The 14359-nt window shown below is 44.6% G+C and carries 14 protein-coding genes; 4 read left to right on the plus strand and 10 right to left on the minus strand.

Translation table 11 applies throughout. The annotated features are described in order from the left end of the window. Positions 1-66: 66 nt before the first annotated feature. The 3 genes from G4V62_RS11195 to G4V62_RS11205 all read left to right on the plus strand — a co-directional run bounded on the left by G4V62_RS11195 (position 67) and on the right by G4V62_RS11205 (position 1615). A complete protein-coding gene (locus G4V62_RS11195) occupies positions 67-255 on the plus strand; it encodes a YszA family small membrane protein (protein WP_165202237.1) in 189 nt (62 codons plus the stop codon). A 68-nt stretch (positions 256-323) separates the two neighbouring features. After that, positions 324-689, plus strand: coding sequence for a folylpolyglutamate synthase family protein (locus G4V62_RS11200; protein ID WP_165202239.1), 366 nt, complete (start codon positions 324-326; stop codon positions 687-689). After that, positions 680-1615 carry a folylpolyglutamate synthase/dihydrofolate synthase family protein gene (locus G4V62_RS11205; protein WP_165202241.1) on the plus strand — a complete coding sequence of 312 codons (936 nt, stop codon included), beginning with the start codon at positions 680-682 and terminating at the stop codon, positions 1613-1615. Before G4V62_RS11200 ends, G4V62_RS11205 begins: the two co-directional genes overlap by 10 nt. Before the next feature lie 313 nt (positions 1616-1928). Here G4V62_RS11205 and G4V62_RS11210 read toward each other — a convergent pair whose 3' ends face one another. From G4V62_RS11210 to hemA, 8 genes are all read right to left on the minus strand, one after another. Continuing rightward, complete coding sequence (locus G4V62_RS11210; RefSeq protein ID WP_165202243.1) at positions 1929-2951, minus strand: hypothetical protein; 1023 nt, start codon at positions 2949-2951, stop codon at positions 1929-1931. Next, on the minus strand, positions 2951-4183 hold the full coding sequence (locus G4V62_RS11215) for a LysM peptidoglycan-binding domain-containing protein (RefSeq protein ID WP_165202245.1): 1233 nt from the start codon (positions 4181-4183) through the stop codon (positions 2951-2953). The genes G4V62_RS11210 and G4V62_RS11215 overlap by 1 nt, the downstream gene beginning before the upstream one ends. A gap of 204 nt (positions 4184-4387) precedes the next feature. Then, positions 4388-5674: a glutamate-1-semialdehyde 2,1-aminomutase gene (gene hemL, locus G4V62_RS11220; protein WP_165202247.1), complete on the minus strand. Its 1287-nt coding sequence runs from the start codon at positions 5672-5674 to the stop codon at positions 4388-4390. Continuing rightward, entirely contained in the window at positions 5664-6650 is a 987-nt protein-coding gene (hemB, locus tag G4V62_RS11225; protein WP_165202301.1) for a porphobilinogen synthase, read from the minus strand. Before hemB ends, hemL begins: the two co-directional genes overlap by 11 nt. 22 nt (positions 6651-6672) lie before the next feature. Continuing rightward, entirely contained in the window at positions 6673-7410 is a 738-nt protein-coding gene (locus G4V62_RS11230) for a uroporphyrinogen-III synthase (protein ID WP_165202249.1), read from the minus strand. Next, positions 7385-8323, minus strand: a complete 939-nt coding sequence (gene hemC, locus G4V62_RS11235) for a hydroxymethylbilane synthase (RefSeq protein WP_165202251.1) — start codon at positions 8321-8323, stop codon at positions 7385-7387. Before hemC ends, G4V62_RS11230 begins: the two co-directional genes overlap by 26 nt. 31 nt (positions 8324-8354) lie before the next feature. Further along, entirely contained in the window at positions 8355-9188 is an 834-nt protein-coding gene (locus G4V62_RS11240) for a cytochrome C assembly family protein (protein WP_165202253.1), read from the minus strand. Positions 9189-9215: 27 nt separating this feature from the next. Further along, positions 9216-10586, minus strand: coding sequence for a glutamyl-tRNA reductase (gene hemA / locus G4V62_RS11245; protein ID WP_165202255.1), 1371 nt, complete (start codon positions 10584-10586; stop codon positions 9216-9218). Between the two features lie 252 nt (positions 10587-10838). Between hemA and G4V62_RS11250 the strand changes: the two genes are divergently transcribed. Next, complete coding sequence (locus G4V62_RS11250; protein WP_165202257.1) at positions 10839-11297, plus strand: hypothetical protein; 459 nt, start codon at positions 10839-10841, stop codon at positions 11295-11297. Between the two features lie 56 nt (positions 11298-11353). Here the strand turns inward: G4V62_RS11250 and yihA are convergent, their stop codons facing one another. Both yihA and lon read right to left on the minus strand, forming a co-directional pair. After that, a complete protein-coding gene (gene yihA / locus G4V62_RS11255; RefSeq protein ID WP_165202259.1) occupies positions 11354-11941 on the minus strand; it encodes a ribosome biogenesis GTP-binding protein YihA/YsxC in 588 nt (195 codons plus the stop codon). Continuing rightward, entirely contained in the window at positions 11941-14268 is a 2328-nt protein-coding gene (gene lon / locus G4V62_RS11260; protein WP_165202261.1) for an endopeptidase La, read from the minus strand. The genes yihA and lon overlap by 1 nt, the downstream gene beginning before the upstream one ends. Positions 14269-14359: the final 91 nt, after the last annotated feature.

Below are 14359 nucleotides of genomic sequence, written 5' to 3' on the forward strand. Positions count from 1 at the left end.
TCTTCGTCAAAAAGGGATTGACTTTAAAAATATGCTTCGATCGACAAGCATAAAGGAGCGATTGTAATGAAGCGTTTCTCACGCTATCGCATGCCGCCTTGGGTAAGAAAATGCTGCTTTGTCATGGAAGCATGCATTGTCCCTTTGGTGATTTTTCAACTGTTGCGCACCCTGCTTTTCCCAACTCCGCTCGACATTTTACTGCTCGGTCTTCTTATCGGACTCTTGCTCGCCTTCCATTTGAAATGGATTTAACCTATGGCTTGCCAACGCTACGATCCCTCGGTATGATGTCTCCATGATAGAAAAAGGAGAACCGTTTAGTGAATACTCAATCAATCGATTTTTTAACCCCTTACTATAAGAGAACAACCGATCGTAGCGATGGCCGTCATCTCTTGGCGATGCAAGAACTTTTCACCGCCTTCGAACTGTCTGTTGACGATTTTGACATCGTGCAAATTGCTGGTTCGTGTGGAAAGGGTTCAACCGCCCATTATTTGTCCGCAATGCTCGACGCCACGGATGTCCCGCACGGACTGTTTACGGGACCGCACCTTGAAGCTTACGAGGAACGAATGCAAATAAACGGTGTACCAATTCCACCAATCGCATTAGATCAAATTTTATTGCACATGAAAAAACACTTCAAACAAACCCAATCAACAATGTTGGGCATATGCACTTAATGATCTTGGCAGCACTCATGTGGTTTAAACAGAACGGCATTCGTCTCGTTGTATTTGAAAATGGTGTCGGCGGACGGGCCGATCCTTCTAACATTTTAAATCCAATCATTGCATGCTTAACTGAAATGACCCTTGATCATCAAGACTTGCTCGGGCCAACGCTCGAGGACATCGTTGCCGACAAAGCTGCCATCGTTAAACAGACGACGCAAAAGCTGATCCTTGGCTCAGCGAATGCCGACGTGCGCAGGCTCGTACGGGATCATGTAGCAAACACCACCATCGTTGCACTTACGGAAGAATATACGATCTCAGGGTACAACGACCGGCTCAATTACCGGAGCGAGTACCACAATGTCGCAGAGCAGCCACTCCATACAACCGCATTATTTCAAAAGCAGAATGCTGGAACGGCGCTTGCTGCCTTAGAGGCTCTGATGGCATACAACGTTCCGATTCACTGGGAACGCGCCCTAAATGCATTGTCACACGTACAGATTCCTTGTCGCTATGAAAAGCGTACATTTCGTGATGGACTTGTCCTTATTGATGGAGCTCACAATCCATACGAAATGGAAACGCTCATGAAAGCGATGGCGCTGGACAAATTTATCCCTGATCGCGTCGTCTTATCACTGACCACAGGAAGATCGAGTCTAGATATGCTTAAGCCGCTTAGCCAGCTGAATGCTTCTTTCGATGTCATTGCGTCCCCGTTTAAAGAGCGTCGCATGCCAAAAGCTGAGATTCACCAAGCATTTACAGACCTCGGTCTTTCTTGGACGTATTACGATCACCTCGACCTTTTCTTGCAAACAAGCCCATTTAAAAAACAACAGACATTAATCACCGGCTCCTTATATCTTGCTGGCGTGTTACGCACCTACATCATCGATGCTGACAGAAAGCTGCATATCAAAACATAAACCGCAGTGACCAACTGCGGTTCAGTCTCTTAACTTCTGTCGTCCACTGTCTCGCTCGTCCTCTCAGTTAAGACTACATTTGAGACATCGTGACAAACAGGCTGATAATTAACGAGAGGCTGTCAAAAAGACATTAAAAAGGCTGTTTTGCCTTCAATCTGAGCGAGAATGCCAATTAGGTTATGAATATAAACGATATCCGCTTTATTTTTACTTCGCTCAGTTTCAGACAGGTCCACATAAGTTTTGTTTTACAATTGGGCGAGAATTATCGCCTCGTCTAAGCTTTGACATGAAGCCGGACAGTCCGTCGTCATTCCAATCCTTCTGTTTCGTCTCTTAACACGGCTTCTTCCTTTTCATTTTGCTGAGAGACGGTTTGCTCTAAAGCCTCTCTCCAGAGCTCATTTGCAGCAAAGCGAGCTTCAGCATTCATCATTCGCTGAACCCACACTTGCTCCTTGGACACGTTACGTTGTTCATATTGTTTGGCAACCTGCCACAAAGGCTGTCCATCCAATAAAACTGCTAAAATCAGCTTTTCATTCAATGAATCAATGTTTTCTTCCCGCAAATAAGTGCTAAGAGCTTGTTTGCGATCAATTGTTGAATGATGCAAACGACCCATCAAATGAGCAAGGTTAAAGGCTGGCAATTGATGCGACAACGTGGCTGGCGGAACAAAGGACTGCCGCCCTTGATCAACAAAGGAGGCGTCTTCTAATGCCATCACGCTGTCTGCCGGCCCTTTCACGATCTCCTCGCTTTCTTGAAGCACCTCCATACTGATTTCATGGTGCTGCCGCATTTGTCCGTAAACGTGTTGAAATCGTTGAACAAAAGGAGAAGGATAGCGCATTTGGTCATATTGAGCAATGAGAGCGTCTAACGATTCTGCCGTTGTTTTCTTTGCTTTTAGCCAAGCGTCGCCTGATTCTTTTAAAAATGCGTGGCTGATCGTCAAAGGTTGCTTCGTTTGCCGATGCATACGAGCCAAGGCGGAAAAAAGTGCTGTCGGGCGATCTGTACGCAAGTCTCTTTGCTCGTCATAATGAGGATAAATCGCTAACCATCCCGCAAACGAAGAACAGTAACGATAAGCGTTCGGCCAACCAACTGGTAAGGCAAACGCTTGACTACCAGCTGTAGCTAAACTACGTAAAGCCTCGTCAACTTGTTGAACTGCCTCTTTACTTTTAAATAAACGACCTTGAAACATCCCATTTTCTGTATAGATTTCGACTAAGCCGTGACGCCTTCGTTTAACCTCTATTGGCTCAATTGAAAATTGACTTCTAATATCGGCAATGTGTCGACTGTCGATGTGTTGCACCATCACTTCGATACAGCCGGCACAGGGATATAAATAATTTGCCCTTCTTCAAGCGTTTCATCGTCCAGACTATTTTCACGAATGATCTGCTGTGTCGTCAGCTCATATTTTTCTGCCAGTCGCTCGACAGAATCACCTTCTTGAATAATACACATTCTTACAGTCGTCAGCCTCTCCCCTTCGTCAGGTTGACTCAAAAACTTTGTTAAATATAGTGCATTTTCGTTTCTTTTTTCTTCTTTCTGATTCTCAGTTCGTTCAGAGATTTCGTCATTTTCCATCGCTTCTTCGACTTCAGGTGCATTGACCTCTTCTACTTGTGCTTCAAACCTAAAAGCAGGTGTTTTGACCGTCGTTTCTTCTTTTTGAGCGGGCTCATCTTCCTGCTTTATTTCAGCTTCTAGCTGAAATAACATCTCCCTTGCTTCAAGCTCATTTTCTTTCTCGTCCTCCTCTGTATATTCCTCTCTTTGCAGAGATTCAGACGAATATTGCACTTGCTCATATTGTTCGTAATCCGCCTTCTCTTCTTCTTGGACTGCTTCTGTTCTTAAAAGCTCTTGCTCTTCTTCTGAAGGTTGATCGGGAAAAGTCGGAGGGGTAGAAACTGCAAATGGTTGTTCAGTCGTTTCCCGAGCATCCTCTCGGACATTCCCTGGCACGTCCGATTCCTGAACCTCATCAATGTCTACAACTTGTTCTTCTTTATTTTCTTGCTCATCCACTAGATCATTACGAACATCTTCAACCGGCTGTTGTACTTCTTGTTGTACTTCTTCGTAAAAATCGGCTTCCGCTTCTTCGTGTCGCTCTTGTTCTTGAAGGATTCCTGAAATGGCTAAATCTGCCTGTAGGTTTAATTGATTATTTGTAGGTAAATCATAATCAAATGATTCTACATTGACATAGACGTGATCCAAGCTTTCGATTCGGCTTAAAGGGATTGTAATATCGACCGGAAATTGATGCGAAAATACATGAACACCATCTTCCCCATTCGGTTCTACATGGTCCACACGGCGTGCAGCAGGTGAGTGTTCTTCACGCGCCTCTTCCCCTTGAGCCTCATACTCGCCGGTAAGGACAAGCCCCCCTTTAATACTCACATATTGTGCTTGTTCTATGATTGAAATATCTGGATCAAGGCTGATCGATAAAAACCGATTAATGCTCTGGTGACCGCGAAAAGCAATTGATTCTTCTAGTGAAAAGTGTAAAGAAGATCCTTGAGCCATGACAAAGCCTCCTTTTCATTCGTGATATTCTTTATAACCTATGAAAAGACGTCGGCAGTTATGACCAAACTTCATTGCGACCATGTTTTACACACACTTTTACTTCGACTAAATGTTGCCAGCAAAAAAAAGCTCCCCAAAAGATACCCCCGTTCAGTGGTAATCTTCGGGGAGCTTAAAAACAGCCGCTTGCTCTTTTGCTCGTTATTTAATTGCCGCAAATGCTTGCCTTGCGGCGTCCACGGTTTTGTCAATATCTTCTTCGGTATGTGCCGTTGATAAGAACATTCCTTCAAACTGAGACGGAGGCATAAAAATGCCATTGGCGATCATCGCACGATAATATTGCGAAAACGCATCGACATTTGAAGCGCTAGACGTTGCAAAATCAACAACGGGCTGCTCACTAAAGAAGAAGCCGATCATCGAGCCCGCCTTATTAATGTGATGAGGAATGCCCGCATTCGTAGCAGCTTCTTTTAAGCCTGCGGCAAGCTGGTCAACTTTCCCTTCAAGTGCTTCATACTTTTCTTGGGTCATTTGTCGAAGTGTTTCGTAGCCTGCAGTCATTGCAAGTGGATTTCCCGATAGTGTGCCCGCTTGATAGATCGGCCCTGATGGTGCGATACGCTCCATAATTTCGGCTTTTCCGCCATACGCACCTACCGGAAGCCCTCCACCAATCACTTTTCCAAGACAGGTCAGGTCAGGTGTCACATTAAAATGACCTTGAGCTGAATGGTAGCCGACCCTGAAACCAGACATGACTTCATCAAAAATTAACAAAGCCCCTTGATTAGTAGTGATATCACGCAAGCCTTCTAAAAACCCTTCAGCCGGAGGAACGACACCCATGTTTCCAGCAACAGGCTCAACAATGACAGCCGCAATCTCTGAGCCAAATTGCTCAAAAGCGAGACGAACAGAATCAAGGTCATTGTACGGGCAAGTAATTGTCTGGCTAGCCACACTAGCTGGAACACCAGGGCTATCTGGAAGACCGAGCGTAGCAACGCCTGATCCAGCTTTAATGAGTAAAGAATCGCCATGCCCATGATAACAGCCTTCAAATTTTAGAATCTTGCTTCGTCCCGTATATCCACGTGCTAAACGAAGCGCGCTCATCGTGGCTTCTGTCCCAGAGTTTACCATTCTAATCACTTCAATTGAAGGAACGCGCTCAATTACGAGTTCGGCTAACTCATTTTCGATCTCGGTCGGTGTTCCAAAGCTTGTCCCTCTTGCAGCAGCGTCCTGGAGGGCACGAACAACTGTTGGATTCGCATGACCTAGAATTAATGGGCCCCACGATAAGACATAATCGATATAGGAGTTGCCATCAATGTCGGAGATATAAGCACCCTCTCCACGCTCCATAAAAATAGGCTTCATATCTACACTTTTAAACGCTCTTACAGGAGAGTTAACGCCACCCGGCATGAGTTGAACTGCTTTTTCAAATGCTTTTTCAGACTGATTTCTAACGCTCATTTTTCTCCTCCTTTATCCACCGAACTGCATCCTTGGCAAAGTAAGTCACGATAAGATCTGCACCGGCACGCTTCATACTCGTCAACATTTCCATAACAACCTCTTGTTCCGATAACCAGCCTTCTTTAGCGGCAGCTTTTATCATGCTGTATTCCCCACTGACATTGTAAGCGACAACTGGTAATGTTGATAAGTCACGCACATCACGGATTACATCTAAAAAGGAAAGGGCAGGCTTTACAATCAAAAAGTCCGCACCTTCCGCGATGTCTGATTCGGCTTCACGAACGGCCTCAAAACGATTGGCGGGATCCATCTGGTACGTTTTTCGGTCACCAAACTGCGGAGTGCTATGCGCTGCGTCACGAAAAGGTCCGTAAAACGAAGATGCATATTTGACCGCATACGACATGATTGGAATATCAACAAAACCATGCTCATCTAAGCCTTGACGAATCGCGTGTACGAAACCATCCATCATATTAGACGGAGCAATGACATCGGCACCTGCCTCTGCTTGAGAGACGGCTGTTTTCACTAACAGGTCGAGCGAGGCGTCATTTTCAACATAACCATTGTGAATCACACCACAATGACCATGATCTGTATATTGACAGAGACACGTATCGGCAATCACGATTAATTCAGGCGCTCTTTCTTTGATGAAACGAGTAGCCTGCTGAACAATGCCATCTTCGGCATATGCTTGTGACCCTTCAGCATCCTTCACCTTCGGCACACCAAATAAAAGGACTGCCGGGATTCCTAAATCTGTAATCTCATCGATATCTTTAGACAATTCGTCAAGTGAAACGTGCTCTACACCTGGCATCGAGGAGACTTCATTTCGGACACCTTCACCTTCAACGATAAACAACGGATAGATAAAATCAGCTGGATCTATTGTTGTTTCCCGAACCATACTTCTCATCGTTGCATTGCGACGCAAGCGCCGATGACGACTAAATTCGTTCATCATGTCAGAAACCTCCTGTTATTCAAATTTCGTTCTGCAACAGCGTAACGAGTCCATCAATAGAATACACTTCAGCCACACCTGCAGGGGTCAATTGCGCGTTTTCTAACGCTTGTGCTGTCGTCGGACCGATGCAATAGCAGCGGGTCCCTTGCCAGTCGCTTGCATCTGTTTCCGTCAAATATAATGTATATTCAAATGCGGAAGGACTCGTAAAAACAGCCGCATCCCACATCCTTTTCATCATGGACGCCTGAATCGCTGGTCGTAGTCGTTCATTCGGCCGGTTCAAATAGACAACCTTTTGCTCTAGTGGAAAGCCTTGTGCCCGTATTGACGGAATCCAATCACTACGTGAGCGCTCTCCACAACAATGAAGCAGCGATTCGCCTCGCTTTAAATGCCTCGGCAACTCTTCAGCGAGCGCATCCGCATGATAAGATGATGGGACAAATATTGGTGTCAGCCCATATTCTGTAGCCGTTTCCGCCGTTTTAGAACCGACACAAGCAATTTTTTTCCTTTTTACAAATTGGGGCTCCAGTTGGCGCATGACAGACTCTACCCCATGCTTGCTCGTGAAAATGAGCCAATCATAACTAGCCAAGTCATCCCATTGCACGTGCTTCACAGCCTCGATTCGCAACACTTCAAACGGATACGCAACCGCACCTTGCTGCTCGATCACGTTTATTAGAGAGGATACATCAGCAGCGCTCCGCGAAACAAATACTTTACGCATCGCTTTCTGATGAGTCATTTTTGACCTGTGTAATAATGTCACCTGCACCACGCTCGAGGAGTAAACGCGCCGCTCTTTGACCGACTTCCATCGGGTCATTGCCTTCCACTGTTTCTTTTAGAAGAACGGTTCCATCAGGGGAAGCTACTAATGCTGTCAGTCGAACGCCATCACCAACAAGCTCTGCCCAGCCAGCGACCGGAATTTGACAGCTTCCTTCGACTTCAAAAAGAAAGGCACGCTCAGCATTGACTCGTTTCGCCGTCGGTTCATGATGAAATACTTGCAGTTGCTCTATTAATTCAATGTCATCCTTGCGACATTCGATCGCCAGCGCACCTTGCCCGACCGCAGGTACACACTCCTCAGGCGACAGATAGCTCGTGACAACATCATCAGACCAACCCATACGTTTTAACCCGGCTGCAGCTAAAATAATCGCATCAAACGGCTCATCCTTTAGCTTTCTTAAACGGGTGTCGATATTCCCACGGAGTGGTACAACTTTGACATCCGGACGCGCGGAAAGTACTTGTGCAGCTCTTCTTAAACTACTCGTCCCAACAACAGCCCCTTCTGGAAGCTCATGAAGCTTTTTGCCCGATTCCGAAATAAAGGCATCACGCTCATCCTCTCTTTCAGGAATACACGCAATCACAAAAGGCTCTGGTAAAGCAGATGGGACATCCTTCATACTATGAACGGCAAAATCGATCTCGCCATCCAATAACGCTTGTTCAATCTCTTTCACAAATAATGCCTTACCGCCAATTTTAGATAACGTAACATCCAAAATGCGGTCCCCTTGAGTAACGATTTCTTTAATACTAAAATCATACGGTACACCTTTGTCCTGCAACTGCTCGATGACCCAATTCGTTTGTGTCATTGCCAGCTTGCTTCGTCTTGATCCAATGGTGATATGTCTCAACCATCTCACTCCTTTGTGTTGTCTGCAGTTTTTAAGTAGACCATATATGGAACGTTGGCAGACTGCCTAGCAAAAAGAAATTAATTAAAAGCACGAAAAAACAAATCATCGTCCATTGAATCGTTAGCCTTCCATACATTCGGTTGGACACACGGAAATAAATGAGCAGGCTATAAGCCCCTAATACAACAAATGACCCGATGACTTTAGGGTCATACCAGCGAAAAGCTTCGACAGTCAATATCGCCCAAAAAGTCCCCAGAATTAACGAAATAAAAAGAAAAGGCACACCCATGACAGCAAACAAAAAGGAAAGTCTTTCTAGCTGCGACAGATCTCCAAGCCTTTGAAGCTTTGGTCCCCACTTGCGTTTCTTTAGAAGCTCGTATTGCAGCCAATAGAGCAAAGAAAAAACAAATGATAGGGTAAATGTGCCATAGGAAATAAAAGCCATTGCAATATGTAATAGAGAAAGCTCGGACGTCACCTTTTCACTCATCGCGACCGATGGATATTGATCAGGCGAAAACAAATGTAGCACGAGTAAAGAGAAGGCAACAATATTTGTGAAAAACAAAAAAAAGTCGACGCGAAATATGCGATTGACGACCAAAGACAGCGTTACCAGTAACCATGTATAAAAATATAGCCCTTCGAACATAGAGAGGACAGGAAACCGACCTAAGTCAATCATTTTTAATATGAGAAACCCTGTTTGAAGCACCCAGACAATGGCAAGCAACCAGAAGGCGACATGATTTGCCTTCCGGTTGTTTTGGATAAAATCTATAAAATAAAATAAAATGCTTAATGCGTATAGGATGACCGCCGCATCAAACAAAACACTCACTTGTGGAGCTACCATGTGGATCAACCTTTCTGTAGCTCTCGTTTACGTCCCCGCTGTTGCTTGTTGCCAGTCCCTTTGTTCATGATGCGTTTGCCCCTTAGGATGAGTCACGACGTTGTCACTGCTTGCAGCTGGTTCCTCTGCAGGGTCTTCTAGCAGTTCAAACATCTCTGCGAATAGTTGCAAGGCTTCTTCTGAACCGGGCTGACCAGCCTTTTCCTTCACCTTCATAATCGGACCCTTTAAAAGCTGGTTGACAATGCTTTTAGTATGCTTATTTAATACTTTTTTCTCCCGCTCTGTTAAGTCCGGCATTTTACGCTCAATGCTTTTCATCGTTTCAGCTTGGATATCCAAAGCCTTTTCACGTAAAGACGTAATCATAGGGACAACGCCAAGTGTATCTAACCATTGCAAAAAGACTTGAACCTCTTTCTCCATCATCTCCACAATAATTTCAGCCTGCTCATCTCTAGCGACACGATTACTTTGAACAATACCTTCCAGATCATCGATATCATACAAAAACGTATGCTCAAGCTCATGCACTTGAGGATCGATATCTCTCGGCACTGCAATATCAATAAGGAATAACGGTTTACCTTTCCGTTTCTTCTCGACATTTGTCAGCATCGGCTTTGAAATGACATAACCACTTGCATTTGTGGAGCTAATCAGAATATCTGCTTGCGCCAAAGCACTTTCGGCTTCGTGCATTTGCAGCGCGCGCCCCTCAAACTTTGCCGCCACTTCTTCAGCACGCGCATACGTCCGATTTAAGACAGAGATCGAACCGACGCCTTGTCCTTGCAAATTTTTTGCCGCAAGCTCGCTCATTTTTCCTGCTCCGATAAGAAGTACATGTTTGTCCTTTAATGAGCCGAAAATCTTTTTGCCAAGTTCAACCGCTGCATATCCGACGGAAACAGCCTGTTCGCCAATAGACGTATCAGAATGTGCTCGTTTCGCAAAAGTAATGGCTTGTTTAAAGAGTTGATTAAATACCGTACCTGTCGTTTTTTCGCTTTGAGCAGTGAGAAAGCTGTCGCGGATTTGTCCTAAAATCTGTGTCTCTCCGACGACCATCGAATCTAACCCGCTCGTCACTCGCAAAAGATGGTCGACCGCCTCTTTGTTTTCAAAATAAGAGACACTGTCTTTAATCTGATCGATGCTGACGCCAAACCAATCCGCCAAAAACGCTCTCATGTAATATCGCCCTGTATGCGCTTGGTCTGTGACTGCATAGATTTCAGTGCGATTGCACGTTGAAACAATCACATTCTCAAGAATGCTTTTCTGACCCTTAAGCGCTTTTAGCGCATGAGGAAGCGACTCCTTGTCGAATGCTACACGTTCCCTAAATTCGACAGGGACTTTCTTATAGTGCAAGCTCATTGCAAGAATATGCATGTCCCTCACCCAACCTTCTTTCCAAAAGCTTTATATATCTATCATGCGTAAAAAGCCATAAAAAAACCTTTTTCTGTTTATATTATAACAAATTTTGTCGGCAATCCGTCGGTTAAATGTGAACAGATTACAACATCCCTATGATATTATAGATGTTAGGTGCACTGCAAGGCTTCCTTCTTGCAACGGATATTCAATCATCATCATACATAACGAATCTGTTTTTTTCACCTGGCAGAAAGGAGATATTCTTTGAAGTCAAAATCCATTTTTCCAGGGTGCTTACTTTTTAGCCTTGGCCTTTACTTTTTGAGCGGTTCTTTATCGCTCTCTTGGCTAGCTGCTCTGCATACAATACCAATGCTACTTGTATTTATTGGTGCATCATTTCTCGCTGGAGCCATATTTGGAGGAGAAGCGCTATATTTTCTTCCAGGTACACTTCTCACTGGGACAGGTCTGTATTTCATGGTAGGGACATTGTGGCTCTCTCCTACCTTGGCGCTTTGGGTTCTTTTCTTGCTTACAGGCGCTGCCTTTTTCGTCTTCTACGTGCAGACGAGAAAAGGGCTTCTCATGGCCCTTCTTTTTACGGCCAGTGGACTCTTCCTTCAATGGGCCCCGCTATCATGGGCACCTTCCTTATCATTCAAGTACTGGCCACTCTTGCTGAGCATCGTTGGTCTATATTTGTTGCTAAAACAAAAATAAGTGTCATATCGCTTCAAACGAAACGCCCAGGCTGTCTATAGGCCATGGGCGCATTCTTATGAATGAATAAGTTCTAAAACATTACGCCACGCTTCCACTTTTCCTTGACCAGTCACTGAGGAAAAGAGGACTAGACGATCGTTTTCGTCAAAGTCAATGGCCTGCTTTAATTGTTTCATGTGACGTGGTACTTGTGTTTTCTTCACTTTATCCATCTTCGTCGCCACGAGAAGAACAGGGACCTCATAATACTTTAGGAACTCATACATTTGCACATCATCTTCAGAAGGAGGATGGCGAAAATCAACGAGCTGAATGACCCCTCTAAGCGTCTCGCTCTTAGAAAAGTATTGCTCCATCATTTTTCCCCATCGGGCTCGTTCGGATTTTGATACTTTCGCATAGCCATAGCCAGGCACATCCACAAAATAAAATAACTCATTAATCCCATAAAAATTAAGCGTCTGTGTTTTTCCTGGCTTTTGTGACGTACGTGCCAGGGCTTTTCGCCCTAACATCGTATTAATAAAAGATGATTTTCCTACATTTGATCTTCCAGACAGAGCAATTTCCGGCTTCTGATCCGTCGGAAATTGCTCAGGCTTCACTGCAACTGTCTGTAGTTCAGCAGAGGTGACCTTCATCACTCACCCACCTCTTCATGTAAAGCGATCTTTAAAACATCATCGAGATGGGAGACAAAAGTAAACTCCAGCTGGTCTTTGACGCTATCAGGAATATCATCTAAGTCTTTTTTGTTCTCAACAGGGGCGATGATTTTTGTTAAGCCTGCCCGATGAGCGCTTAATGTTTTCTCTTTTAAGCCGCCTATCGGAAGCACACGGCCTAAAAGCGTAATTTCTCCTGTCATGCCGACTTCTTTTCTAACAGGACGCTTCGTTAATGCAGAAATAAGTGCGGTCGCCATCGTAATCCCCGCCGAAGGGCCATCCTTTGGAACTGCGCCTTCAGGAACATGAATGTGAACATCATATTTTTCGTGAAAGTCTGCTTCGATGTTTAAGGTATCTGACCTTGACCGGATATAGCTAAATGCCGCTTGGGCTGACTCTTTCATAACGTCGCCAAGTTTTCCCGTTAAGATCAGCTTCCCTTTTCCTGAAGACAACGACACTTCAATTGAGAGCGTGTCCCCTCCAACGGTTGTATACGCTAATCCCGTCGCCACACCGATTTGGTCTTCTTTCTCCCTCTGACCATAACGATACAGCGGCTTCCCTAAATGATCAGGTAACGTCTGCTTCGTAACGACAACACGCTTTTTTTCCTTAGAAACGATGATTTTCGCCGCTTTTCGACAAAGCGTGGCCAGCTGTCGCTCAAGATTCCGCACCCCTGCTTCACGTGTATACTCTCTGATAAGCATAAGTAGCGCGTCATCTCTTAATTGTATTTGTCCCTTCGTCAAGCCATGCTCCTCTTGCTGTTTCGGCAATAAATGCTCTCTAGCAATATGAGATTTCTCAATTTCTGTATAACCTGAAATCTGAATGAGCTCCATTCGGTCGAGGAGGGGAGCCGGAATCGTTGCAATATTATTCGCTGTTGCAACAAACATGACGTTGGATAGATCATATGTTTCTTCGATGTAATGATCACTAAAATATTTGTTTTGCTCAGGGTCAAGCACCTCTAGCATCGCAGCGGAAGGATCTCCACGAAAATCATTAGACATCTTGTCGATCTCGTCGAGCAAAAAGACTGGATTGATCGTGCCGGCTTTCTTCATCCCTTGAATCAGCCGCCCAGGCATAGCTCCTATATACGTTCTTCGGTGCCCGCGAATTTCTGCTTCATCACGTACACCACCAAGTGAAATGCGTACAAATTTACGTCCTAATGATTCTGCAATCGATTTAGCTAAAGACGTCTTTCCGACCCCAGGTGGACCAACAAGGCATAATATCGGCCCTTTCATAGAATTTGTGAGCTGCTTGACCGCAAGGAATTCCAGTACCCTTTCTTTTACACGATCTAAAGCATAGTGCTGCTCATCTAAGATGCGGCTGGATCGATCAATATCGTGGACATCCTCTGTTTTTTCAGTCCACGGCACATTGACAAGCCAATCAATATAATTGCGAATAACTGAGGACTCCGCAGACGATGTCGGAATCTTTTCATACCGGTCTAGTTCCTTGTAGGCAGCCTTTTCCACGGGCTCTGGCATATTGGCAGTTTCAATTCGTTCCTTCAGCTCTGCCACTTCACCCGTTTTCCCATCACGCTCACCTAGTTCCTGCTGGATGGCTTTCATTTGCTCACGCAAGTAATATTCTTTTTGCGTTCGCTCCATCGATTGTTTTACACGCTGACCGATTTTCTTTTCCATCGCAAGAACATCCCGCTCATTTTTAATAATCGATATGAGCTTCTTCATTCGTTCTTTTGCGTCTAGCGTTTCGAGGACGCTTTGCTTTTCCTTCATTTTCAATGACAAATGTGAAGCGATAATGTCCGCCATACGCCCTGGATCATCAATATCAGAGACCGTAGCATATGTTTCAGATGTGACCTTTTTCGAAAGCTTTGTATATTTTTCAAACTGCGAAAGCAGGCTTCTCGATAATGCCTGTGCTTCCACATCTTGAACGCTTTCTTCTTCAATCACTGAAATGTCTACTTCAAAGCTCTCTTCATCGTCAGTAAATGTTACGATTTCGCCTCTAGAGATTCCTTCAACGAGGACGCGAATCGTGTTATTAGGAAGCTTGAGCATTTGCTTCACTTTGGATAACGTTCCAATGTGATAAATATCTTCTTTATCAGGATTCTCCATACCGACATCTTTTTGTGTTGCCAAAAAAATCAAATGATCGTTCATTAAGGCCTTTTCAAGCGCCTGAACAGATTTATCACGCCCAACATCTAGGTGTAGCACCATTGACGGGTATACAATAACTCCCCTTAACGGAAGCATTGGAACCGTTTTTTTTGTTGAGGTCACCATGAGTACACCACCTCCTGCATTGCAATCTCTTTTGTGTGTCCATGGAAACGCACCTTGTACAATTCTATCTTAATCGATTTAGGTTTGTCTA

The organism is Litoribacterium kuwaitense, from assembly GCF_011058155.1.
Taxonomy (GTDB): Bacteria; Bacillota; Bacilli; order Bacillales; family DSM-28697; genus Litoribacterium; species Litoribacterium kuwaitense.

Bases quoted from the DNA above. Each gene is read 5' to 3' on its own strand.
- G4V62_RS11195 (WP_165202237.1), top strand. From the start codon at position 67: ATGAAGCGTTTCTCACGCTATCGCATGCCGCCTTGGGTAAGAAAATGC.
- G4V62_RS11205 (WP_165202241.1), top strand. From the start codon at position 680: ATGCACTTAATGATCTTGGCAGCACTCATGTGGTTTAAACAGAACGGC.
- G4V62_RS11210 (WP_165202243.1), bottom strand. From the start codon at position 2,951: ATGGTGCAACACATCGACAGTCGACACATTGCCGATATTAGAAGTCAA.
- G4V62_RS11215 (WP_165202245.1), bottom strand. From the start codon at position 4,183: ATGGCTCAAGGATCTTCTTTACACTTTTCACTAGAAGAATCAATTGCT.
- hemL (WP_165202247.1), bottom strand. From the start codon at position 5,674: ATGAGCGTTAGAAATCAGTCTGAAAAAGCATTTGAAAAAGCAGTTCAA.
- hemB (WP_165202301.1), bottom strand. From the start codon at position 6,650: ATGAACGAATTTAGTCGTCATCGGCGCTTGCGTCGCAATGCAACGATG.
- G4V62_RS11230 (WP_165202249.1), bottom strand. From the start codon at position 7,410: ATGACTCATCAGAAAGCGATGCGTAAAGTATTTGTTTCGCGGAGCGCT.
- G4V62_RS11240 (WP_165202253.1), bottom strand. From the start codon at position 9,188: ATGGTAGCTCCACAAGTGAGTGTTTTGTTTGATGCGGCGGTCATCCTA.
- hemA (WP_165202255.1), bottom strand. From the start codon at position 10,586: ATGCATATTCTTGCAATGAGCTTGCACTATAAGAAAGTCCCTGTCGAA.
- yihA (WP_165202259.1), bottom strand. From the start codon at position 11,941: ATGAAGGTCACCTCTGCTGAACTACAGACAGTTGCAGTGAAGCCTGAG.
- lon (WP_165202261.1), bottom strand. From the start codon at position 14,268: ATGGTGACCTCAACAAAAAAAACGGTTCCAATGCTTCCGTTAAGGGGA.